Genomic DNA, 21057 nt, shown 5'->3' with positions numbered 1-21057 from the left:
CTGGCTATTGATGTGTTTAAGCTGTTACGCTTTTATAGCAGTAGCCATATTGGTTAGGGCAGGCGAGACGCCTGCCCTACGTCGGAACCTTGTAGGATAGGCGATCATTGCGAAGAGCGTATCCGAACCTAAGTGAATATTGCTATAATAATGAGAGCGAAAACCGGCTTCCTACCGGCTCGACTTGACAGTCCTTCTGGCCAAAGTATCAAAAGTGCCCTATCTGTAGGAGACAGAGCTTATTTGAGAACTATTTGAGAACCCGCCCCGGAGGGTGCCGGTGGGGATGCCCATACCCTAGTCTAGGGGCGGGTTCGCCGGAAATCTTTGACACACAGCTCAAGATATTCATAAACCCGCCCCCACCACACGGGTATCCCCGATTGCCCGAATTGTCTCTCTATAAACCGGCTGTCGGGGCGGGTTTATCTGACATATAGCAGTAGCCACTTAGGTTAGGACATTAGAACTTAAGGGCGCGGAGGGAACGCCTGCCCTACATCTATATCTCGTAGGACCGGCGTCTCGCCTGTCTCAGTGTCCTAAACTGACTGTCTGTTGCTCTATCTGTGGGAGGCAGAGATGATCTGAGAGCCCGCCCCTGCATGGGAATATACCGGCTGCCGGTGAATGGTTGGCCTAACCTTATATGCCCGCACCTATCCCATTGTTTTCAATCTAACACAAATCTAGAAAATTGTGCGAGTTTTGCCAAAATTTCTGGCACTACCGGCTCAATAACAGCCCCTTCCCCCACCTCTGCCCTCTTGGTGCCGGCTCAACATCAAACCTCCTCCAAATCCTCCTCAAACTCCTGCAACTTTTGATGCTCAACCCTCCGAGAAGACCGGCGATACTTCTTACTGTCCAACTTAGGCTCATACCGGCGCTCACCGGCTCTGCTCACCTTCACCTTCAAACTCGACTCCCCATCCCCCAACTCCAGCAAAGCCTCCTCCCGCGCCACCGCCTCATCCAAACACTCCAGATAGTGCTCGTAGCGCTCCCACTCCCCCCGCACCGCACAGTTCGGCTCATCCCGGTGCAAACAGTCACTAAACTGACACCTCCCCGATGCCAATCCCCGCCTCGCCTCCGGAAAATACCCTGCCAGCTCCGCCGGCGCACACTGTAAATCCGGCTGGTTGAACCCCGGCGTGTCCGCCAGCAACCCCCCTCCCGGAAGCTCAAACAGCTCCACATGGCGCGTCGTGTGACGCCCCCGGCTGAGTTTTCCCGAAACTTCTCCCACGCGGAGGTTGACACCGGGAATCAAATCATTTATAATACTCGACTTCCCCACCCCAGACGGACCGGCCACCACCGTAATGCGATCCGCCAGCAGGTTGCGCAGTTCCTCTAGCCCCGTGCCGGTGCGGACACTGACGAACACCGGCGCGTAGCCCCACTCACCCAGACGCCGGTGCCATTCGCACTGCAGCGCCTCCGCCACCAAATCGCTCTTATTCAAACACAGACAGACAGACAAGCCGGTGGACTCCCCCTTCAGCAAAAACCGGCTCAGCTGGTAAGGGTCGAGCTCCGGTTCCGCCAGAGCGAACACCAGCAAAATTTGATTCGCATTGGCCACTGAAGGCCGGTCGAGTTCCGTCTCCCGGGGCAAAACCTCAGCAATCGCCCCGCGCCCGCCCGCCCAGTCCGGCTCTTCCACCACCACCCGGTCGCCCACCATCACCTGCTGGCCAATTTTTTTCAGCCGCGCCCGGCGGGTGCACAGGAGAGTCACAGAGGAAAGCAGCGCTTCCCCCTCCCCCGCTCCTGACGCTATGCGGCTTTCCGCAACAGAGTCCAGCCGCACCCGGTAATAATTCGCTTGAACAGCGAGAACAGTGCCCAACAGAGGCTGGGCGTCCCCGGTGGGGTTAAGTTCTTCCGCCGCTGACATCATGCCGGTGGGAGAGGGCGGCGAACCTTCAGGGAAAAGAAGCCGGTGCGGTCCTCAATGGCCTCAATGGCGTAGCCTTCCATCCTCAAACTGTCCGGAACCTGCTCAATCGGCTCCCCTGGATCGAGCCACACTTCCAGCAGCTGTCCGGGTGACATTTTTTCCAAGCGCAACTTGGTGCGCACGAAGTTAATCGGGCAAGGAGTGCCGCGCAAGTCGAGCAGGGCGTCAGTAGTGGTGTTACTCATCCGCGAAAAAGCCCTCCCAAAAATCCTTCTATCCCACCTTTGCCGGTGCGCTCACCTTTAATCTTAGCCAGCTGTTCGAGGAGGGTGCGCTCTTCTGGGGTGAGGCGAGTGGGAATATCCACCAAAATGGTAATCAAGTGGTCGCCGCGACTGACGGGGTTGCCGAGGCGGGGGACTCCTTTATTTTCCAGGGTGAGAACGGTACTGGGCTGAGTTCCGGGCGGAATCATCAGTTCAGAGGGCCCGTCCACGGTATTCACTTCCAGCCGGCAGCCCAAGATTGCCTGCAGGTAGCTAATCTTGACCTCGGAGAGGATGTTGATCCCGTCGCGGTGAAATTCCGAGTCTTCATTTACAAACAAATAGACGTAGAGGTCGCCGGCTGGCCCGCCGCGCACACCGGCATCGCCCTCATTGGAGACGCGCAAGCGGGTGCCGCTGTCAACCCCTGCAGGCACAGTAATTTTCAGTTTTTTGGTTTCTTGTTTTTGACCCTTGCCGCCGCAAGCGTCGCACTTGTCTTCTATCACCTGACCGGTGCCGTTGCAAGTGGGGCAGACGGAGACTTGGGTGAAGCTGCCGAAGGGGGTGCGAGTGGCGCGGCGGACCTGACCCGTGCCGGTGCAGGTGGGGCAGGTGCGGGGGCGGGTGCCCGGTTTTGCGCCGGTGCCGGTGCAGACCTCACAGGTTTCCAGGTGGCTGATGCGGATTTCCTTTTCCCCACCAAAGACGGCTTCGCGGAAGTCCAGCCGCAGGTCCAGCCGCAGGTCGTCGCCCCGCACCGGCCCACTGCGCCGCCGGCCCTGCTGGCCAACCCCGCCGGCGAAGCCGCTGAAGAAGCTTTCAAAGATATCGGCGAAGCCCTCACTGAAATCTTGGAAGCCGGCAGCGCCGACACCTGCGCCTGCGGACACGCCGGCCTCACCAAAGCGGTCATAGCGGCTGCGCAACTCTGGGTCTGAGAGAACCTCGTAGGCGCGATTGATTTCCTTAAACCGGTCTTCTGCCCCTTCTTCCTTATTGACATCAGGGTGATACTTGCGGGCTAAGCGACGGAAGACGCGCTTAATTTCCTCCTTGTCCGCGTCGCGAGAGACACCGAGAATTTCATAGTAGTCGCGGGCCATAGAGCGCTTTTGGTAGGGATAAACAACAGGAACTGGACAAATCGGCTCTCCCTTACAAGGGGTGGAAAACTGGCTTTTTTGGGCGTGGGGCGTGGGGCGTGGGGCGTGGGGCATGGGGCATGGGACATTGAGTGTGGGAAATGCCTTCCCCCGCCATCCCTCCCTCTATAAGTTTTCCTTTTCACCCTTCTGCCAGAAGAGCCACAAATCACGTTTTGGGGAAATGCAATCAGTTTACTGCTTTTGTATATTATGCAGTTTTATTGTTGCCCTTCGCCCGTTCGGGGGGAGGGGCAACTGGGGCGATCGGGGCAGGTGTTGAGGGCTGCGAGCGGTTGAGGTGCCGGGCCAAAAAATAAATATTGTGTGCCGGTCAGCCGCCACCGGCAGACTCTGCCAGCTCGTCGGCAGAGCTGCTCGCTCCCTGATACACCGAAGTGCCAATGGAGAAAAGGGTTGTTTGGAAGGCATCAATGTACTGCCTCATTTCCTCCACCGTCAGAGACTCGGCCCGGAGCGCCGCCCGTAACTCTTCAGCTTGCTGGGAGAGGGCAGCCTGGAGTTCGTCACTGACCAGTTCGGCATTCTCTTTTAGAGTAGCTTCATAATTATAGAATAGGCTATCCGCTTGGTTTTTGAGTTCCGCGACCTGCCGGCGCTTGCGGTCTTCTTCTGAGAACAGTTCTGCCTCGCGCCGCATTTGCTCGACTTCGGATTCGCTCAGCCCGCCGGTGTTGGTAATTTGGATACTTTGCTCCCGACCGGTGCCTTTATCTTGAGCGGAGACTTTGAGGATGCCATTGGCGTCGATTTCAAAGACCACTTCAATTTGGGGGACGCCGCGCGGTGCGGGGGGGATGCCTTGGAGCAGGAACTTGCCGAGACTCTTATTGTCCGAGGCCATTGCCCGCTCGCCTTGGAGGACGTGGATTTCCACGGTTCGCTGCCCGTCGGTTGCCGTAGAAAACATCTGGGACTTGCTGGTGGGGATAGTGGTATTGCGCTCGATGATTTTCGTGAACACCTCGCCTAAAGTTTCGATGCCCAGAGACAGGGGAGTCACGTCGAGCAGCAGCAAGTCCTGCACCTCACCGCCGAGCACACCGGCTTGAATCGCGGCTCCGAGGGCCACAGCTTCATCAGGATTGACCGAGCGGTCGGGCGTTTTGCCGCCAAAATACTTACTAATAGCCGCTTGCACTGCCGGGATGCGGGTCGATCCGCCCACCAAAATAATCCGGTCAATGTCGTCAGGCGCGAGACCGGCATCCTTGAGAGCCAGAGAGACCGGCTCGATGGTGCAGTCCACCAGAGGTTTCACCAGTTCTTCAAACTGGTAGCGAGTCACCTCCATTTCCAGATGTTTGGGGCCGGTTTCGTCAGCGCTGATGAACGGCAGGTTCACCGTGGTGGAGGTGGCGGAGGAGAGTTCAATTTTTGCCTTTTCGGCTGCTTCCCGGATGCGCTGGAGGGCCATTTTGTCTTGCGACAGGTCAATGCCCTCTATTTGGTAGAAGTTGTAAGCCATCCAGTGAACCAAATAGTTGTCAAAGTCATCTCCGCCCAGGTGGTTGTTGCCGGAGGTGGATTTGACTTCAAACACGCCATCGCCCAGTTGCAGCACGGAGACATCGAAGGTGCCGCCGCCCAAGTCAAACACCAGTACGGTTTGCTCTTGGTCTTGCTTGTCCAAGCCGTAGGACAGAGAGGCTGCCGTGGGTTCATTGACGATGCGCAGCACTTCCAAGCCGGCGATCGTGCCTGCGTCTTTAGTGGCTTGCCGCTGGGCGTCAGTGAAGTAGGCCGGCACCGTAATCACAGCTTGATGCACCGGCTCGCCCAGATAATTTTCTGCATCCTGCTTGAGTTTTTGCAGGAGCATGGCGGATATTTCTTGGGGGGTGTAGGTGCGGTCGCGAATTTGAACGTCAACGGTGGTGTCTCTGCCGGGGACACAGGTATAGGGAACCCGCGCCCGCTCTTCTTCGGTATCTTCCCAGCGCCGGCCTATAAATCGCTTGATGCTGTAAACCGTATTTTCAGCATTCGTAACGGCCTGCCGCTTGGCCGTCTGACCGATTAAGCGCTCGTCACCCTTGCCAAACCCCACCACGCTCGGGGTGGTTCGCCCCCCCTCCGAGTTGGTAATGACGATGGGTTTACCGCCTTCTAAAACAGCAACACAACTGTTGGTTGTGCCCAGGTCAATGCCAATGACTTTTCCCATAGCTTGTGGCGGTGAATTTCAACAAAATTGAATGTCTTTGGAATCCGTCTATTGGGAGTATTCCGCAATGAATGCGAATTCCGATCGCCGGAAGGCGAAATCTTTACAATTTGGGCGTCGGGGGGGGGCGGCACCCCTCAGCTTTGCGCCACCTCCTCCGGGCTGCTCTCCACCGGCGCAGCCGGCGCTTCAACAGGCGCAGCCACTTTCACCATGGCGTGACGCAGGACGCGCTCGCCTAGAGTGTAACCGGGCACTAGCTCTTCGAGGACAGTGCCTTCAGGATGTTCGTCTGTGGCTTCGCGCATCACCGCCTCGTGGAGATTGGGGTCGAATTCAAGGCCTTTCGGGCGCATGGGAGCCACTCCGATGCGTTTGAGGCAATCTACCATTTGCTTGTATACGCTCTGGTAGCTTTTGTGAATATTCATTTCCCCGTCAGTTTGAGGCTTGATCTGCGCCCGAGCCCGCTCAAAATTATCGACCACCGGCAGCAGTTCCTTGAGGGTAGAGCACTTGACCTGCAGCTCGATGTCGTCCTTTTCTTTGGCGGTGCGCTTGCGGAAATTGTCGAAATCTGCGGCCAGCCGGGCATATTGACTTCTAAAGTCTTCCAGCTGAGCTTTCAGCCCCTCAATCTCCTGGAGAAGAGCTTCCACTACGGCTGGATCGGCTGCTGGCGCAAACTGATCGGGTGAGCCGGAAGTGGCGGTGGGCTCGCTCGCTGCGTAGGCGGCGGCATAGGCTTCGAGATCGGCTGCTCCTCCCATTGTTTGCGGTTGAGAATCCCCAGGCACAGCGTCCGCGACAGTGGCGCTAGCGCCCGCCACTGACTCTGAACCTTCGGTCGCCTTATCTTTTGGGCTTTGGGTGTTATCTAGCTGCTTTTCTTCGTCCATCATCTGTTTTCCCGCCCAGAATCCCGCGTTTTCCCTCAAGGAAAAACGCGGCAGGAGGAGAGGCCGGGCAGGGTATGCGCCTCTCCTCAATCAGGTGCGGGTTTTTGAATCGGGGAACCCGCAAAACCCGGTCCCATTGCTGGGCTCGTGCCGCTCAGTCGGCTTGGGCGGTTTGAGTGAGGAATATCTGGGAGTTTCAGATCCCGCTGACAAAGCCGCCCGCTCCTCGCCTCACACAAAGGAGTCACAGCCAAATGGGGGAGCGCGGTGAGGGGAAAGCGGGCGTTGAGCGCCGCTTCCGGGCCAACAATTGGCGTTTCACGCCTGATGGCCAGCTTTCACGCCCCAACTAGGACGCCCGCGAGCCGGCACCGGGCTTGCCGGCCCGCGCTGCAAGGCCGGCAGGCTCCAGCCACACGCAAAAAGCCCATACCACAAGTTTGCCATAAAAACGCTAACCGATACATTTTTGCTAACAACCTTTAACAGTTGCCAGCAAATACTGTAGGGGCGGGTTTATCCAAGAAGTCTGCTCGGAAGTAGCTCCTGACGGAGCCGCTACGCTATCAGATGCTGGTAAACCCGCCCCTACTTTAGCTCTCAACCAAGGCGTATCAACCAATGCCCACAGGAAAATCCCGCGAGCACAACAGCCAAGTTCATGATATTGGCCACCTTCTTTTAAGAAGGAGTCACTTGAACTAGCTTGAAGGCCACTCATCCTTTAGAGATTCAGGCTTTGTGGCAGTTTCCAGGACAGCCACCCGCCAAAGGTTCTCAGGTTCAGATGACTGTCTTGAGCTTTTCAGAGCAGCCACCCGCCTTTGGTTTTCAGGTTTGGGTTACTGTCTTGAGTAAAGTATAAATCACTTGCTGTTGCCAACCCCCAACCCCCAGGCGGAGGTTCGGGCCTTCATGAGTCGGGTGAGTCGGGGCTGTTGCGGTGCCGGCAGCGTGCTGCCGGCACCTGTGGCAAAAGCGGATGGCCGATTTCACCTCTCCCAGAGCGAAAATCGCGTTTTGGGCGGTTCGGTTGGGTGCGGCTTGCTGCTCGTTGGGCCGGCTCTCACCATTTTGACACTCTCTTTGCCGCAATGGCAAAGCGTGACGGAACCGAACTCTAGGGCCCAATTTAACGGCGCTAACAGGTAAGGGAAGGCGGCATCTGGGGCTTTGCGCGAACATTTTTAATTCCGTTAATGCGCTTTTCACTCCGGCGGAATACAGCCATTTCCCGAGGGAAACGCAACAGATGTCATGGCGGGAGCCCTCTGCAAGCTCAGCGCACATTTACCCCCAGTGAAACGGCCTGCGAGCGGCGAGCTATTGTTGCCGGCTCCGGTTGAGTTGAGAGGCAGTTCGCCAAAGGATATATTAAACTCCCCACTAGCGGGAGAGTCCCATAAAAGCGAAACTGAATGAAACCTGAATGGGCCTGGGCCGCTGTCGAGTTGGCCGGTTAAACCGCGATCGAAAATGTTGGGAGTTGAGCGAAATGACCTTAACATACCCCAACGATATTGTCAAGAAAGAGAGTGTGGGGCGAGCCGGTTAAAGAAAAATGTTGGGAGTTGAGCGAAACGATATTAACATACTCCAGCGATATTGTCAAGAAAGAGAGTGTGGGGCGAGCCGGTGAAAGAAAAAAGTTGGGAGTTGAGCGAAATGACCTTAACATACCCCAACGATATTGTCAAGAAAGAGAGTGTGGGGCGAGCCGGTTAAAGAATCTCTATACCCTGTGGAATTACCGCCTCCGCCAGCAATAGTTTCCTGCAGGGGGGGAACGAGCCGTCTGTGGCGTCAAGTCAGCGACCCCGAGCCGGTGCGCCGGCTTTGGGGGCAATTAACGGTCTGGCGGACGGTGCGGCTCCTTGGAATCCAAGGAATCGCCCGGAATGGCAGGGGCAGGGGCTGGCAGACTAGCGTGCGGTTGCAGAAGAAATCGTATAAAATTGCGAGAGCATAAAAACAAAACAGAAGGGAGAAATACCCTCACCCGCCAGCAGGGAGGACTGGAAACAGCGGCTGTGCGAACTCGATCGGACAGGGATATCCAACCGCTGGCAACGCAACGGCTCTCAAGGAAGCATCGGAGCGCTCTGTGGGCAAACAGCGCTCGGGTGTGGAGCTGGCGCAGCGCAAAGCTCTCAACCCCCTCAAGACTCAAACAGCGGTCAGGCTGGCCCAATGCTTGTTGGGGAGCGGGTAATTTCGTCGCTGTGCGTTCCCTGGGGGCAGGGAAGCAACAAGTCCGTGCCAGTGACAGATCCCGGGCGGGGAGCTTTGGGGCTGGGGCTGGGAGCCGCAGGCCCAATCGAGGGCGCGTGCGGGGCCGGCAGCCCGCACTCGCTCCGTTTCGGAGCAATGTGGCGAGAGTTTTCTAGAACCTGCTATGCCTTGAAGATTGCCAGCAGAATTTTGGGAATAATCACAAAGGAACTAGAACATCGGCTATGACAACCAACTATTCACCGAAAGAGCGGCGGGCTCTGGTTACCCTCCAGAGTAATTTTTCTCCGTTCGGCAACAAATTGATTCAGGCGGGCTACGTCGATCGCAACCAGATGCAGCAAGCCCAGAACGAAAGCCGGAAGTCGGGCAAACCCCTGACCTCGATTCTGGAGGAGATTACAGGGAAGGCACTGCCCCCTGAGTTACAGCGCCAGTACAAAAAACAGCAGCTGTTTGAGCTGAAAGTTCTCTACGGCATTGAAGCGATCGATCCAGAACTGGAGCAAATTTCTGCCGAGGGGGTAGCCAACCTGATTGAGACGCTGATTTCAGTGGATATCTGCCGGCGGCACCGCTTGCTGGCGCTGGCCCAGCTAGAAACCGCTCCGCCATCCGTGCTAGTGGCGATGGTCGAGCCGGACAATCTAACGGCCTTGGACGATCTCAACCGGATTTTGCAACCTCAGAAACTGGGGCTGCAGAAGCGGGTGATTGCCCCGGAAGACTACGAACACCTGCTCAACCAATACTTGGACGCTCAGGTAAAAGAGAAAGCGGCAGTGGCGGCGAAAACCAGCGATCTGGATCTGACCTTCGACCCCAACGCCCTAGATGATGTAGAGATCAGTGAGGCGGCTGCCGGTGACGACTCGGACCTGGACCTGAACAAGGCCCTAGCGGAAGCGGATTCGGCTCCGATTGTCAAGACGGTAAACCAAATCCTGGCGCGAGCGCTGACTGACGCCGTGTCGGACATCCATATCGAGCCGCAAGAAGAGTTCCTGCGGATTCGCATGCGCAAGGATGGGGTGCTGCAGGAATATCTGAGACTGCCCAAGAAGATTGTCAACCCGCTGGTGTCGCGCTTCAAAATTCTGGCAGACCTGGACATTGCGGAGCGGCGCAACGCCCAAGACGGTCGCATCCGGCGTATCTTCCAGGGGCGCACAGTGGACTTCCGGGTGAACTGCTTGCCCAGCCGCTACGGCGAGAAGATATGCATGCGGATCTTGGACAACTCCTCCACCCAGCTGGGTTTGGACAAGTTAATTACAGATCAGGACGCCCTGGCGAACGTCCGAGAAATGGCCAGCCGTCCCTTCGGGCTGATTTTGGTGACGGGGCCAACCGGCTCGGGCAAGTCAACTTCCCTGTACTCGGTGCTGGCGGAACGGAACGATCCGGGGGTAAATATCAGCACGGCAGAAGACCCCATCGAATACGCTCTGCCGGGGATTACCCAGTGTCAGGTGATTCGGGCCAAGGGGCTGGACTTTACCGCTTTGCTGCGAGCTTTCATGCGGCAAGACCCGGACGTGATTCTGGTGGGGGAAACGCGGGACAAGGAAACGGCGAAAACGGCGATTGAAGCGGCGCTCACGGGCCACTTGGTGCTGACAACGCTGCACACTAATGACGCTGCCGGCGCGATCGCTCGCTTGGACGAAATGGGCATCGAGCCTTTCATGGTGGCGGGGGCTCTGATTGGCGTGCTGGCGCAGCGCTTGATGCGCCGGGTTTGCTCGGAGTGCCGGGTTCCCTACACGCCCACCCCTGAGGAGCTGGGCCGGTACGGGCTGTCCGCTTCTCGCGAGCTGAGTTCTGGGGTGACATTCTATAAAGCAGGCACCGTTCCCCCATCAGAAAGGGCGGCGCGTAAGGAAGCTGGCAGTTTGTGCCCCAAATGCAACGGCGGGGGATACAAGGGGCGCGTCGGGGTTTATGAAGTGCTGCGAAATACCGAGCGGCTGCAAATCTTGATCTCTCAAGGCGCTCCCACCGAGCAGATCCGGGAAGCGGCGATCGAAGAAGGCATGGTGACGCTGCTGGGGTACAGCTTAAACTTGGTGCGCCAGGGGTACACCACCTTTGAAGAAGTGGACCGGGTGACCTTTACCGATTCCGGCATAGAAGCGGAACTGAAAGCGAAGCGCAAGATTGGCCTGACTTGTAAAGTTTGCAGTGCCGGCCTGCTGCAGGAGTGGCTGGACTGCCCGTACTGCATGACGCCTCGATTCCAAGACTGAGGGAGCGCTTTCTTTGGGGGCGTCGCGTCTGCTGGTTCTTCGTGACTTCGGGCTCCTCACTCCCAAGACAATCTCCAGTTTCCAGCTCTGACTCACAAGTTAGTCTTTCTAGACCAGAGAACTTTAGCTAAATTGATCTATAACTATCGAACGCATTGGGGAAGACGATGGAACAAAAAAAGTCATACGTAATTGAAGACGTCATGGAATCCCTGGTTGAGCAGGGCGGGTCAGACATGCACATCCAGGCGGGTGCGCCCATCTTTTTCCGCATATCGGGCAAACTCACCCCCCAGCTGCAATTCGGGGAAATCCTCGAACCCCAAGACTGCCAGCGGCTGATCTTCAGCATGCTCAACAACAACCAGCGAAAAGACTTGGAGCAGAACTGGGAGCTGGACAGCGCCTACGGGGTGAAGGGGCTGTCTCGCTTCCGGGTGAATGTCTACCGGGAGCGGGGGTGCTGGGCGGCTTGCTTGCGAGCTCTGGCGTCTAAGATTCCCAACGCCGACGCCCTGGGCGTGCCGATGATTCTGCGGGAGCTAATCGAAAGACCGAGAGGAATGTTCTTGGTGACCGGCCAAACCGGCTCCGGGAAGACCACGACAATGGCCGCTCTCATCGACCTGATCAACCGGACGCGAGCGGAACACATCCTGACGGTGGAAGATCCGATTGAATACGTCTACCCGAACATCAAGTGCTTGATTCACCAGCGGCAAAAGGGAGAAGACACGAAGAGCTTTTCCAATGCGCTCAAAGGTGCCCTCCGCCAAGACCCTGACATTATTCTGGTGGGGGAAATGCGGGACTTCGAGACGATTTCACTGGCGGTGTCAGCGGCAGAAACGGGGCACATGGTGTTTGGGACGCTGCACACCAACTCGGCGGCTGGGACAATCGACCGGCTCCTCGACGTGTTCCCCCCGCAACAGCAATCCCAAGTCCGAGCCCAGCTGGGCAACTCTTTGGTGGGGATCTGCAGCCAAAACTTGGTGCCCAAGATTGGCGGCGGACGGGTGTGCGCCCAGGAAATTCTGGTGAACACTCCAGCCATTGGCAACTTGGTTAAAGAGTCTAAAACGTCGCAGATTTACTCGGCCATTCAGACCGGCATGAAGTTGGGCATGCAGACGATGGAAATGGCCCTCGCCAAGCACTACAGAGATGGCAAAGTCACTTGGGACGCCGCCATCAGCAAGGCGAGTAAAGCCGATGAGCTGGAGCGCTTGATCGGACCGCGCCCTGCCGGGGAAAAAGCCGCAGCTCACTGAGAAGAGGAAAAAATGAAAAATGAAAACAGAATGAATTAGTTTTCATTTTTCATTTTTAAGCCTTCATTTTTAATTCTTTTTGGATGGGAGGTAAACTATGTCTGTCGCCAGTGCCGGCCCGGGTGTAAAAGACAGCGGGGGCAAAGCTAAAGGTTTTGACCTCAAAAACTTGGAGGCGATGTTTGCCAAGCTGACGGTGAAAGATAAAGCCGTCTTTTCGCGCCAGCTGTCGGTGATGTTCAATGCCGGTCTGCCCTTGGTCAAAGCCATCGGCGTTTTGCACGCTCAGTGCGAAAATCCCAAGCTGAAAAAGGCTCTGGGGGACATTAAAGCCGATATAGAATCGGGGGTTACGCTCGCGGAGTCTATGGCCAAAAACCCCGATTGCTTTGACGATCTCTATTGCGCCATGATCCAGTCGGGGGAAATCGGGGGGGTTCTCGACATGGTGCTCAACAAACTAGCCGTTATGCTGGAAAAGTCGGCGAAGCTGCAGAACCAGATTAAGTCAGCGTCGTCTTACCCGAAAGCCGTGGGAACCATCGCCGTTCTGGTGTTTTTCGGGATGACGACGTTTCTGCTGCCCACCTTTGCCAAGATTTTCTCAGAAATGGGGGCTAAACTGCCTTTACTGACCGTATTCATGCTGGCGTGCAGTGAATTTTTCCGAACGCCTTGGAAACTCGGCTCCCTGATCGTTGGGATTAATGTTTTCATGTTTGCCTTCAAGACGTACTACAAAACTCCAGCGGGAAAATTGCAAGTGGACCGCGCCATGCTGAATATGCCGATGATTGGCGACCTGCTGAAAAAAACAGCAGTGGCTCGCTTCTGCGGCACCTTCGGTATGCTCACCGGGGCAGGGGTGCCGATGCTCAGTTGCTTTGAAATTGTAGCGAGAACTGCAGGAAATCAGGTGATCGCCAATGCGATTCTGGGGGCGAAAAGAGAAGTGGAACAGGGCGGCAGTTTAACTGCTGCTTTTGCCAGAGAGAACATCTTTCCCAACATGGCGATTAGCATGATGGCGATTGGGGAAGAAACGGGCGAAATCGACAAAATGATGTCGAAAGTGGCCGATTTCTATGAGGATGAAGTGGAGCAAGCGGTTAAAGGTCTGACCAGTACGCTGGAGCCGATCATGATGGTGGGCATCGCCGGATTGGTGGGCTGCATTCTGATGTCCATGTATCTGCCGATGTTTGCGGTATTTGAAAAGATGGGCTAAAATTTTTCAGAGGCAATTATTTGAGAATTTATTTCTGATATAAAATCTCAAATAAAGCCTCTACTCTCTCAAACATTTACTTCTAAATTATCATGTTTGTTAAAAGTTGTCATTACGAAGAATTGCTGGCAGAGTACAGCAATTCCCTGTCAGCGATCGCGCTACTCAAGCAGTACCGGCCCTATTTGGAGATGATTCCGAGTCTGCGCCGCCCTGATGAGAGCGTGATCGCGATTCCCTTGCCCAATGTGCGCATCCGCCACGAAGTCTCGAACTCAACCAGCATCCAAGCGGGAACGGTGGAAGTCATTGAGTTGCCCTGCGATGTGGTCATTTTGATGTGCGATCCAGAATGGAAAATCAAAACTGGGGCCGAAATTATGATTTTCATTCACCGCCCGCACGAAGATTTCTCCGATCTCCTCCGTCGCTGGCGGCAAACGGAAATTTTCCTCAGCAAAAACTACGATTGGCTGATGCCGCACAGGTACAAGTACATTCTCAGTGAGGGTGCGGAGCAAATCTATCCCCTGTTTGTTGTCTTTGCTGAAACCCCAGAACGCATTAAACGGGGCTTGAAGGGAGCTGCTCTGCCGTTCGTCGTCCAGACTCTGGGTTCGTCTCTTGAACAAGAGCCATCAGAAGAGATTTTCACCGGGCAGCAATAGCCTTACTTGTTTGCTTGCTTCCTTTTGCCTGACAGGATATCTGTCAACTATCCGGGCGAATTACTACCAATGCCCGGATGCCCAGATGCCGGGATTCCGGGATTGAAAAACCGGCAGGACAGCCTTTTCAGCCCCAGTCAAAACTACTATCTATCTCTAGTTGGTATAATTCCAGCCGGTCAAAAATTTAGAGGCGCGAAATTTCGCGTCTCTCTGCCTGTAACGTATTACTTTCCCCCCATGCCGGTGAGTCGGTAGCCCTTGTATAGCAGCAGTCCTATTGGTTAGGACAATAGGAGCCGAGGAGCAGGAGAGCAAGGGTGGCCGGAATGTACTAACCTAAATGCCTACTGCTATAGCTGCCGGGAGCGAGTGAGAGGAATGCCTTGCCGGCTGAAAGGAAAAAGGTAGAAAATTTTAAACCGTTTTAATTTTATCCTATAGCAGCAGTCATATAAATTAGAACAATAGAAGCTTCGGGAGCGGGGGAGCAAGGGAGGCCGAAATGTACGTTCCCTAAATGCTTACTGCTATATAGACGTAGGGCAGGCGTCCCGCCCCCCCTGAAGGTCTAATGTTCTAACCTAAGTGCATACTGCTATATCATAAAAGAGTGTGCGACCTCCAGTATAAAACCAAATTCCAGGTAAAATAATGAACGCGATTGAAAAAATTGCAGCGGCATTTGACCGCAAAGACTATCGAGAAGCAGCACAGTTAGTATCGGCATTACTCAATCAATCCCCCCAGAATCCGTGGGGGCAGGTTTATCTGGGACGCTTGCATGAAGTGTCTGGCAAACTGGAGGCTGCAGAAAGTGTCTACCGGCAGCTGCTGCGCAACGCGCTCAACCCCAAAATTGCGGATCAAGCGCGTCAGGGATTGCAGCGCTTGGAAGTCCGGGTCAAACAGCAGCGCGAAAAAGCTATCGCCCAAGCGAAAGCCGACCCCAAAAATGCGGAACCGGGCGTCCTAATTATAGAGCCGGTGAGCGCTGAAACAAAAGCTGAAACTGCGAAACATTTGGCCCGCATCATGGAGCTAGATCCTTATACCGCACGCCTGCAGCTCCCCACTCGGAATTGGCGGCTGTACCGCACTGGCACAATGGCGGAGCTAACCGTTTATGTCGCTGAATTGCAGCAGGCGGGGATTCCCGCTTTTTGCGTTTCCCTCACCAAAAGCCAGCAGATTCGAGTCTTCCGAGTCAGCTATTTTCACTCCGCCGCTGCCGGCGCTAGCGCTGTTTGTAAAGACGAATCTGACGAGAGCGGTCAGATAAATTTTAACTGGTCAGAAGTCGCCCAGCGAGTGGAAGGACTGCTGCCAATCTTTAAAAACTACGCAGAGTTCGATATCCTGCACGGTGAGGTAGAATATAAAGAGCAAACCCACAATTACGCGCACATTTGCGACCTGCACTTACCTCGCCGGCGCTGCATTCTGCGGCTGCTTGACCAAACCTACGAGTTTCAGCAGGGAGTTCCCCTGACGCCGGCTCAGCAAATTCCCAAACCGGGTAAAAGCGCCATCTCTCACGGCTCCAGTTTCAGTTCCAACTGGAACAGCTTGCTCGACTTCCTCAACCGGCAGTTGCCTCAGGCGAAAGTCTGGTCTGATTTTACCCCATTTGCGGAAGCGGTGCTCAACCGCGCTGACTTGCTGCGCCCAGTTAAATCTTATGTCGATGTGTTCCGCCGGACAGAGAGCAACTGGGACCCGGCTTTTGAATTCTACAGCCGGCTGGTTTTCCTGAGACGGGGATTGTAGAGGGGGGTGAGGCTGTAATACCAATTTTGGATGCGTGGATTTTGGATGCGTGGATTTTGGATTGAAAAAAAGGGCAGTTCGTAGGGGGCGTTCCGCCGGCAATAGTGCGGCTTCTGGGAAGTTTTGTCAGCGCGGAACGCACCCTACATGTGATTAACTGAAATAATGAACCGCCAAGACGCCGATATCGCCAAGATTGGAGGGTTTTTCTGCCGGCTTGTGGTGCTTCTAGGAAGTTCTCTGAAAGCGGAACGCACCCTGCATCTCATGCCTCCACATACTCACACAGGGATCTCGGTTCAGGAATTGGCAAGCCGTCTTCACGCATTCCTTCCAAATGGAATTGAATCGCTTCTTGAATCAGGGCTTTAACCTCTTCCAAGGTTTCGCCGACAGCCACACATCCGGGTAAATCGGGAACATAAGCTCCGTAGCTAGTCTCGCCTTTTTCAATTACAATGGCGTAACGCATTGACTCTATCCTTCCTCAAATTGAGCCTGTTGCCAGATATTCTTTAGTGTACCAATTGGCACATCAACGCTTAGCTTCCCAGACACCGTGACAGTCCCGGTTTTGGTTGGATGTTTGAATTGTCGGTGACTGCCTCTGGTTCTGGCGAGATACCAGCCATCGTCTTCCAGCCTCCTAATCACATCGCGCACCTTCATGCACTAAACGCCTCCCTCAGTACCAAATGCTTACAATGTCATACTGAGCGCTGCGAGCGCTCAGCTTCTAGGTGAGCAGTAGGGTGAGTTCTCTGAAAGCGGAACGCACCCTACTTCTGCTTACCGGACAAACTGGGGCATGACTTCGGCGGCGGTGAATAAACCGCAGATGCCTCTGCGGTGCAGCGCCACACCGGCTTTCATATATCCAAAGGCGGGCCCGCAGACATTAGCGGCCATGCTGGTTTCATCCCCTAAGGTAAAGGTGTGGGTGGATATCTTGCCCTCGAAGGTGCGACCGGCGATTTGGACATTGGTGCTCAGGGGCTTTTTGGGATTGCGGGTATCCACCACCCCCCCCACCGTCACCCGATCTCGCGGACAGATGCCGGCCAGCTCCAGCATGATGTCATCGGCGTGTTCCATGTTCTCCAGCGCCAGCAGCCCGCCGGTCTTGTCCAGCAGGGCTTCTACTTCGGCATCGGTCATGGCCATCGCCCGCTCGACGCTGTACCCGGGCATGTGGGCGATATCCTCCCGGATGGTGGCTCGGTAGGCTTCCCAGTTGGCTATCCCCACCCCAAAAGTAATTTTCACACTGTGGATTTCGGCGTAGCTCTGAGCGGCGAGGGCGGCTGCTGCGGTTAGCAAACCGGGGGTTGCGCCACAGCCGGTGAGGTAGGTGATGCCGGCGGCGAGCAGTTCTTCTTTCATCGCCAGCAGCTGCTCGACGGCGCTGGTGCGTTTGATGGCATCGACGAGCACCCCTCGCCAGCCGGCTTCGATAAACTGCTTGGCCACGGAAGCCATAAAGGTATTTGGCAGGTTGGGCAGTGCCAGGAAATAGCCATCGACTTCGGCTCGCTCGATTAAGTCCGCGATGCTGTTGCTGCTCAGTGCGCCCATTGGCTCCAGATAGCCGAGGGAGCCGCCGGCGCTGTACGCCGCAATGCAGGCGTCTGGATTTAACCCCTGCCGGTGGCAAGCGTAGCCTTTTTTATCGGCAGCTGCTACCCAGATCATCTCGCGTTTGGGCGCGAGGACTCGGGCGGCTGCTTGCCCCAAACCTCCAAAACCCAGCACCCCCACGCGCACCGGCATCGCGGAAGGCACCGCACCGGCACTGATTCCACTTGTGACTTGCTCTGCACTCATCACGCATTTCTCTAACTTGGACAGATTTTAATTATCCCCTGCCTTTATCCCCGCTAGAACTTATGCAAATGCTTAACAATTTTCTATAAGTCGCTCCTCTCGCCCTCTGCCCTCTCATCTCCGGTTGATTGCCTACAATTAATGTTTCTTCCCCTCTCTCCCTCTCCGCCTTTCCCCTCAATTCTAATTTGATTAATCAATCGGACACACTCTCAGGGTCAGGACCGGGAGCCCTGGGGAGCGGGGGGAGCGGGGCGTTCCGCCCGCCGGCCTCACACCGGCACGAGCGGGCGGCGAAATTCCTGTAAGCCAGACGCGGCGTGGGTTTGACGCACTTTCTGAGTTAAGCGCCTCTTGACTGCTGGGAAGAGTTAAGCGAAACTTAGCAGAGACTGATGTATGATACTATTCCTTTACGAATTTTTGTAAACTTTTGACTCGCTGTAATACAATTAGTCAAAATTGACTAACCGAGCAGCCGGTCAGCAAGCCAAACATAACTTGAGACGGCAGTGCCGGTGTCGTGCCGGGTGCCAGCGTCCAGTTGCCAACTTGCGGAGAGGTCAGCCAGAAGCATGGAAACGCTAGAGTTTGTCATTTATCCAGATGGCCGAGTGCAGGAAAAAGTGACCGGCATTGTCGGCGCATCCTGCGCGGAGGTGACTGCAGCGATTGAAGCCCAACTCGGGCAAGTCCTCAAGCAGGAGCAGACCTCTGAATTTTTTGCCAGAGCGGCTCACCAGTCAGCGACGGCTGCAGCCCGAGCGACTTTTAGCGAGTGGTGAGCTTTTTGTTTTGTCCCGTTTAATTCACTCTGTTACTTAGGAAGCAACTATGTCCCACTTTAGCCAAATCAAAACTCAAATCCGCAATCTCACCTCCTTGCAAGCCGCTCTCAGTGATTTAGGGATTGACTGGAAAGCCGGCCCAAAAGAGGTGAGAGGCTATCGCGGTCAAACCCACTCCGCTGAGGTTGTCATTGAGCAGGAAAACGGTTACGATGTCGGCTTCCGCTGGAATGGCGCTGAGTACGAATTGGTGGCTGACCTGCAATTCTGGCAGCAAGCCCCCTCTGTGGATCGCTTCCTGAACATGGTGACCCAGCGCTACGCTTACCACACTGTGGTGGGTGAGAGTTCCAAGCAAGGCTTCCAGCTGGCTGAACAGCAAAAGAACGCCGACGGCTCCATCCGCCTAGTGCTGCAACGCTGGAGTGCTTAATGTCTGACTTCACTCCACCGGCTTCTGAAGACGATCCGCAACGGTCGGGTTTTGAACCGGAGTTAGGAGGTGCTTTGCGCAATGCGCCAGATCGTTCTGGCTTTGAGCCGGAACTGGGGGGTGCGTTGCGCCAAAAAGGGGTCTATGTGGATGAGGTGACTTGCATTGGCTGCAAGCACTGCGCTCACGTCGCCCGCAACACTTTCTACATTGAGCCCGACTACGGTCGCTCCCGCGCGATCCGCCAAGATGGCGATCCGGAAGAGCTAATCCAAGAAGCGATTGATACCTGTCCGGTTGATTGCATCCACTGGATCGATTACACGGAACTCAAACGCTTGGAAGAGGAGCGCAAGTATCAGGTGATTCCTGTGGCGGGATTTCCGATAGATCATTCTGTGGTTTCGGTTAACCGCCGCCGGCAAAAAGAGAGCAAACAGGGCAAGTAGGGCACAGGCGCTCTGGCCTGCGCTGCGCCACCCACAAAAGTTGCTCGCCAAATCTTTAGAAACCCGGTTTCTTTAAGAAACCGGGTTTCTTGTCCTCTGTTGGGGGATTATTTCAGCGGATGGTGCTCGACAAGCAACTTCTCGACTCTGGCTTCATCAATGCGAGCGGCAATTTTCTTAGCTTCATGCTCGTCTCTGACAGTTTTCGCCAAGCTCATTGTCGAGCCAACGGTGAACACCAAACCCATGCCCATATAGCCTTTGACCCAGCCATCTACAGGTAAGTAGAAGATCCCGGCTGTGGTGCCAGTAAGGGAAATGATAAATGACGCCCAAGCCTGAAATACCCAAGCGGCGCTGTGTGTTTGTTGAGAAGCCGGTGTTATATTTTGCATAGCCTCCCCACCCTCCCGCTGTATTTGTGCAGCGCAAATATATTTCATTTAAATCATAGGCATTGCCTCTCGGCTGGATTCCCGTTATGCAGACACTTTTTGAAACTGGCACAGTGCCGGTGCGCTGGGGAGGTGCCGGCAGCCTATTGTAGAGAGTTGATTAATTGCGTCTGGGCTGTTCCCCACCGGCTTGCGGGTTGGCGGGGTGCCGGCGGGGCGGTTTTTCAGCTCTTATTAGGACGTAGGACAGGCGTCTCGCCTGTCCCTATCCCTACTAGCAAGTCAGATGCCTTGTCCTAAACTGACTGTCTATTTCTATAGCAGAATTTTCGTCCGTTAGTGCTCAACGTCTGTCTGGATGGCGACGTAGCATTCCATAATGCTTTGGCGGAGCGCCGGCACGAGATTTTCTATCTCCGTGGCACCGGTGAGATCGACTTCTAGCATCTGGTCGAGTTCTGTGTGCTCAGCCGCCTCTCTAAGCTGTTCTTCAAGTCCATGTTTGGCGCACCACTTGCTGAGGGTGTGGGCTACCGGGAAGAGTTCGTCATCGGCAAAGTCGGCGAGGCTTTCCTCTAGCTGTAGCAAGTTTTTCCAACTTTGGGGGAGAAAGATGACTGGGTTGTATTGCAGCCAGTGCAGAAAAACTGCTATAATTTTTGTGGGTTCCATAAGGGGGATTCTCCGGGATTCTGGGGGCTCTGTTGCTGGTTAGAGCGTTAAAATACTGTTGTGTGTGAGGAGCGAGTTTAGGAGCGATTTTTATAAGCTGCACTACGGCTAGGGCGCAGAGGGAGGAGAAGAGGAAGTTGAGTTAGGGGGGAGATTTCATTCCTTGTTTCGTACTGCTTAAATATCTGCTGTCTGTTACAAACATGACTTCAACGGCACTTTTTCAGGCCGTTGCGCTGGCGGATCGTATACTGTAGCTAAGCTCAAAGCTGTTCCCCAGTTGAGAGACTCCTCCTGGGTGGCATTGCGCCAGCCGGCGCGGTGTTGAGCGCCACCGGCACGCCACAAGTCGCTTCTCGGCAAACGTTTGTCTCTGAGAGTGTTTGCAAAGAAAACGCCAAACAGCCCGAAACCGGCGCTGGCACGGAAGCGAGCCCCTACAGGCTGTGTGTCATTATAGCAATGGACAGTCCAGTTTAGGACAAGAACGCTGGGCTTGCAGAGCCGGTGCCGGCACTCCCCACTTCCCGCGATTGGCACCGGCAAGATTTCCACGCCAGCGAAAATCCCCTCTTGCTTCCCCTCTCCGTGCGCGCTTCTGTTTACACACAAATCCCTCTGAACTCAATTTTCCATGCAGTTGGAAGAACCTCTTTCTCCCCCCTCTC

Annotated in this window: 24 protein-coding genes; 11 read left to right on the top strand and 13 right to left on the bottom strand. The window is 55.2% G+C overall.

Translation table 11 applies throughout. The annotated features are described in order from the left end of the window. Nucleotides 1-784 precede the first annotated feature (784 nt). The 6 genes from rsgA to OSC10802_RS50405 form a co-directional block, all read right to left on the bottom strand. A complete protein-coding gene (rsgA, locus tag OSC10802_RS0120190) occupies nucleotides 785-1906 on the bottom strand; it encodes a small ribosomal subunit biogenesis GTPase RsgA (RefSeq protein ID WP_017718585.1) in 1122 nt (373 codons plus the stop codon). After that, entirely contained in the window at nucleotides 1906-2154 is a 249-nt protein-coding gene (locus OSC10802_RS0120185) for a sulfurtransferase TusA family protein (protein ID WP_017718584.1), read from the bottom strand. Before OSC10802_RS0120185 ends, rsgA begins: the two co-directional genes overlap by 1 nt. Beyond that, nucleotides 2151-3281, bottom strand: a complete 1131-nt coding sequence (gene dnaJ / locus OSC10802_RS0120180; RefSeq protein ID WP_017718583.1) for a molecular chaperone DnaJ — start codon at nucleotides 3279-3281, stop codon at nucleotides 2151-2153. Before dnaJ ends, OSC10802_RS0120185 begins: the two co-directional genes overlap by 4 nt. Nucleotides 3282-3654: 373 nt before the next feature. Continuing rightward, the gene (gene dnaK / locus OSC10802_RS0120175; RefSeq protein WP_017718582.1) at nucleotides 3655-5508 is read right to left on the bottom strand and encodes a molecular chaperone DnaK; all 1854 of its coding nucleotides are present in this window, start codon (nucleotides 5506-5508) and stop codon (nucleotides 3655-3657) included. Between the two features lie 137 nt (nucleotides 5509-5645). Beyond that, complete coding sequence (gene grpE / locus OSC10802_RS0120170) at nucleotides 5646-6410, bottom strand: nucleotide exchange factor GrpE (protein WP_017718581.1); 765 nt, start codon at nucleotides 6408-6410, stop codon at nucleotides 5646-5648. 828 nt (nucleotides 6411-7238) lie between these two features. Further along, nucleotides 7239-7592 carry a hypothetical protein gene (locus tag OSC10802_RS50405; RefSeq protein ID WP_155968117.1) on the bottom strand — a complete coding sequence of 118 codons (354 nt, stop codon included), beginning with the start codon at nucleotides 7590-7592 and terminating at the stop codon, nucleotides 7239-7241. Between the two features lie 244 nt (nucleotides 7593-7836). Between OSC10802_RS50405 and OSC10802_RS55750 the strand changes: the two genes are divergently transcribed. From OSC10802_RS55750 to OSC10802_RS0120130, 8 genes are all read left to right on the top strand, one after another. Next, complete coding sequence (locus OSC10802_RS55750) at nucleotides 7837-7962, top strand: hypothetical protein (protein WP_255349156.1); 126 nt, start codon at nucleotides 7837-7839, stop codon at nucleotides 7960-7962. 242 nt (nucleotides 7963-8204) lie between these two features. After that, nucleotides 8205-8333: a hypothetical protein gene (locus OSC10802_RS55745; RefSeq protein ID WP_255349155.1), complete on the top strand. Its 129-nt coding sequence runs from the start codon at nucleotides 8205-8207 to the stop codon at nucleotides 8331-8333. Between the two features lie 530 nt (nucleotides 8334-8863). Continuing rightward, complete coding sequence (locus OSC10802_RS0120150; protein ID WP_017718577.1) at nucleotides 8864-10888, top strand: GspE/PulE family protein; 2025 nt, start codon at nucleotides 8864-8866, stop codon at nucleotides 10886-10888. A gap of 167 nt (nucleotides 10889-11055) precedes the next feature. Continuing rightward, the gene (locus OSC10802_RS0120145) at nucleotides 11056-12162 is read left to right on the top strand and encodes a type IV pilus twitching motility protein PilT (RefSeq protein WP_017718576.1); all 1107 of its coding nucleotides are present in this window, start codon (nucleotides 11056-11058) and stop codon (nucleotides 12160-12162) included. A gap of 97 nt (nucleotides 12163-12259) precedes the next feature. Then, the gene (locus OSC10802_RS0120140) at nucleotides 12260-13390 is read left to right on the top strand and encodes a type II secretion system F family protein (RefSeq protein WP_017718575.1); all 1131 of its coding nucleotides are present in this window, start codon (nucleotides 12260-12262) and stop codon (nucleotides 13388-13390) included. Between the two features lie 92 nt (nucleotides 13391-13482). Continuing rightward, nucleotides 13483-14058 (top strand): hypothetical protein, encoded by a 576-nt coding sequence (locus OSC10802_RS0120135; RefSeq protein ID WP_017718574.1) that lies wholly within the window; start codon nucleotides 13483-13485, stop codon nucleotides 14056-14058. A 69-nt stretch (nucleotides 14059-14127) separates the two neighbouring features. Next, the gene (locus tag OSC10802_RS50400; protein WP_155968115.1) at nucleotides 14128-14316 is read left to right on the top strand and encodes a hypothetical protein; all 189 of its coding nucleotides are present in this window, start codon (nucleotides 14128-14130) and stop codon (nucleotides 14314-14316) included. A 396-nt stretch (nucleotides 14317-14712) separates the two neighbouring features. After that, nucleotides 14713-15828, top strand: a complete 1116-nt coding sequence (locus OSC10802_RS0120130) for a tetratricopeptide repeat protein (RefSeq protein ID WP_017718573.1) — start codon at nucleotides 14713-14715, stop codon at nucleotides 15826-15828. Nucleotides 15829-16093: 265 nt separating this feature from the next. Here OSC10802_RS0120130 and OSC10802_RS0120125 read toward each other — a convergent pair whose 3' ends face one another. The 4 genes from OSC10802_RS0120125 to OSC10802_RS55740 form a co-directional block, all read right to left on the bottom strand. Continuing rightward, nucleotides 16094-16300, bottom strand: coding sequence for a type II toxin-antitoxin system HicB family antitoxin (locus OSC10802_RS0120125; RefSeq protein ID WP_017718572.1), 207 nt, complete (start codon nucleotides 16298-16300; stop codon nucleotides 16094-16096). Nucleotides 16301-16305: 5 nt separating this feature from the next. Then, a complete protein-coding gene (locus OSC10802_RS46405) occupies nucleotides 16306-16497 on the bottom strand; it encodes a type II toxin-antitoxin system HicA family toxin (RefSeq protein WP_017718571.1) in 192 nt (63 codons plus the stop codon). A gap of 120 nt (nucleotides 16498-16617) precedes the next feature. Then, a complete protein-coding gene (gene bioU / locus OSC10802_RS0120120) occupies nucleotides 16618-17652 on the bottom strand; it encodes a (S)-8-amino-7-oxononanoate synthase BioU (RefSeq protein WP_017718570.1) in 1035 nt (344 codons plus the stop codon). A 466-nt stretch (nucleotides 17653-18118) separates the two neighbouring features. Beyond that, the gene (locus OSC10802_RS55740; RefSeq protein ID WP_255349154.1) at nucleotides 18119-18250 is read right to left on the bottom strand and encodes a hypothetical protein; all 132 of its coding nucleotides are present in this window, start codon (nucleotides 18248-18250) and stop codon (nucleotides 18119-18121) included. On the opposite strand from OSC10802_RS55740, the gene OSC10802_RS0120110 reads away from it, so the two are divergent. Genes OSC10802_RS0120110 through OSC10802_RS0120100 form a run of 3 tightly spaced genes read left to right on the top strand, consistent with a single transcriptional unit; the run spans nucleotide 18228 to nucleotide 19322 of the window. Then, nucleotides 18228-18437: a DUF2997 domain-containing protein gene (locus OSC10802_RS0120110; RefSeq protein ID WP_017718568.1), complete on the top strand. Its 210-nt coding sequence runs from the start codon at nucleotides 18228-18230 to the stop codon at nucleotides 18435-18437. The two genes, OSC10802_RS55740 and OSC10802_RS0120110, sit on opposite strands and share 23 nt — an antisense overlap. Nucleotides 18438-18486: 49 nt before the next feature. After that, a complete protein-coding gene (locus tag OSC10802_RS0120105; protein ID WP_017718567.1) occupies nucleotides 18487-18873 on the top strand; it encodes a DUF1257 domain-containing protein in 387 nt (128 codons plus the stop codon). Continuing rightward, complete coding sequence (locus tag OSC10802_RS0120100; protein WP_017718566.1) at nucleotides 18873-19322, top strand: ferredoxin; 450 nt, start codon at nucleotides 18873-18875, stop codon at nucleotides 19320-19322. The genes OSC10802_RS0120105 and OSC10802_RS0120100 overlap by 1 nt, the downstream gene beginning before the upstream one ends. Nucleotides 19323-19429: 107 nt before the next feature. Here OSC10802_RS0120100 and OSC10802_RS0120095 read toward each other — a convergent pair whose 3' ends face one another. The 3 genes from OSC10802_RS0120095 to OSC10802_RS0120085 form a co-directional block, all read right to left on the bottom strand. Next, a complete protein-coding gene (locus tag OSC10802_RS0120095) occupies nucleotides 19430-19717 on the bottom strand; it encodes a YiaA/YiaB family inner membrane protein (protein ID WP_026098658.1) in 288 nt (95 codons plus the stop codon). Nucleotides 19718-20053: 336 nt separating this feature from the next. Further along, the gene (locus tag OSC10802_RS0120090; RefSeq protein WP_017718564.1) at nucleotides 20054-20389 is read right to left on the bottom strand and encodes a hypothetical protein; all 336 of its coding nucleotides are present in this window, start codon (nucleotides 20387-20389) and stop codon (nucleotides 20054-20056) included. 195 nt (nucleotides 20390-20584) lie between these two features. Further along, nucleotides 20585-21001, bottom strand: a complete 417-nt coding sequence (locus OSC10802_RS0120085; RefSeq protein ID WP_017718563.1) for a hypothetical protein — start codon at nucleotides 20999-21001, stop codon at nucleotides 20585-20587. Between the last annotated feature and the right edge of the window lie 56 nt (nucleotides 21002-21057).

This window comes from Kamptonema formosum PCC 10802 (assembly GCF_000332335.1).
GTDB lineage: Bacteria > Cyanobacteriota > Cyanobacteriia > Cyanobacteriales > Oscillatoriaceae > Oscillatoria.
This window is presented reverse-complemented; position numbering and strand designations above follow the sequence as displayed.

Excerpts from the sequence above, each read along its gene's own strand:
- rsgA (WP_017718585.1), bottom strand. The coding sequence starts at position 1,906 with ATGTCAGCGGCGGAAGAACTTAACCCCACCGGGGACGCCCAGCCTCTG.
- OSC10802_RS0120185 (WP_017718584.1), bottom strand. The coding sequence starts at position 2,154 with ATGAGTAACACCACTACTGACGCCCTGCTCGACTTGCGCGGCACTCCT.
- dnaJ (WP_017718583.1), bottom strand. The coding sequence starts at position 3,281 with ATGGCCCGCGACTACTATGAAATTCTCGGTGTCTCTCGCGACGCGGAC.
- dnaK (WP_017718582.1), bottom strand. The coding sequence starts at position 5,508 with ATGGGAAAAGTCATTGGCATTGACCTGGGCACAACCAACAGTTGTGTT.
- grpE (WP_017718581.1), bottom strand. The coding sequence starts at position 6,410 with ATGATGGACGAAGAAAAGCAGCTAGATAACACCCAAAGCCCAAAAGAT.
- OSC10802_RS50405 (WP_155968117.1), bottom strand. The coding sequence starts at position 7,592 with ATGTTCGCGCAAAGCCCCAGATGCCGCCTTCCCTTACCTGTTAGCGCC.
- OSC10802_RS55750 (WP_255349156.1), top strand. The coding sequence starts at position 7,837 with ATGGGCCTGGGCCGCTGTCGAGTTGGCCGGTTAAACCGCGATCGAAAA.
- OSC10802_RS0120150 (WP_017718577.1), top strand. The coding sequence starts at position 8,864 with ATGACAACCAACTATTCACCGAAAGAGCGGCGGGCTCTGGTTACCCTC.
- OSC10802_RS0120145 (WP_017718576.1), top strand. The coding sequence starts at position 11,056 with ATGGAACAAAAAAAGTCATACGTAATTGAAGACGTCATGGAATCCCTG.
- OSC10802_RS0120140 (WP_017718575.1), top strand. The coding sequence starts at position 12,260 with ATGTCTGTCGCCAGTGCCGGCCCGGGTGTAAAAGACAGCGGGGGCAAA.
- OSC10802_RS0120135 (WP_017718574.1), top strand. The coding sequence starts at position 13,483 with ATGTTTGTTAAAAGTTGTCATTACGAAGAATTGCTGGCAGAGTACAGC.
- OSC10802_RS50400 (WP_155968115.1), top strand. The coding sequence starts at position 14,128 with ATGCCCGGATGCCCAGATGCCGGGATTCCGGGATTGAAAAACCGGCAG.
- OSC10802_RS0120130 (WP_017718573.1), top strand. The coding sequence starts at position 14,713 with ATGAACGCGATTGAAAAAATTGCAGCGGCATTTGACCGCAAAGACTAT.
- OSC10802_RS0120125 (WP_017718572.1), bottom strand. The coding sequence starts at position 16,300 with ATGCGTTACGCCATTGTAATTGAAAAAGGCGAGACTAGCTACGGAGCT.
- OSC10802_RS46405 (WP_017718571.1), bottom strand. The coding sequence starts at position 16,497 with ATGAAGGTGCGCGATGTGATTAGGAGGCTGGAAGACGATGGCTGGTAT.
- bioU (WP_017718570.1), bottom strand. The coding sequence starts at position 17,652 with ATGAGTGCAGAGCAAGTCACAAGTGGAATCAGTGCCGGTGCGGTGCCT.
- OSC10802_RS0120110 (WP_017718568.1), top strand. The coding sequence starts at position 18,228 with ATGGAAACGCTAGAGTTTGTCATTTATCCAGATGGCCGAGTGCAGGAA.
- OSC10802_RS55740 (WP_255349154.1), bottom strand. The coding sequence starts at position 18,250 with ATGACAAACTCTAGCGTTTCCATGCTTCTGGCTGACCTCTCCGCAAGT.
- OSC10802_RS0120105 (WP_017718567.1), top strand. The coding sequence starts at position 18,487 with ATGTCCCACTTTAGCCAAATCAAAACTCAAATCCGCAATCTCACCTCC.
- OSC10802_RS0120100 (WP_017718566.1), top strand. The coding sequence starts at position 18,873 with ATGTCTGACTTCACTCCACCGGCTTCTGAAGACGATCCGCAACGGTCG.
- OSC10802_RS0120095 (WP_026098658.1), bottom strand. The coding sequence starts at position 19,717 with ATGCAAAATATAACACCGGCTTCTCAACAAACACACAGCGCCGCTTGG.
- OSC10802_RS0120090 (WP_017718564.1), bottom strand. The coding sequence starts at position 20,389 with ATGGAACCCACAAAAATTATAGCAGTTTTTCTGCACTGGCTGCAATAC.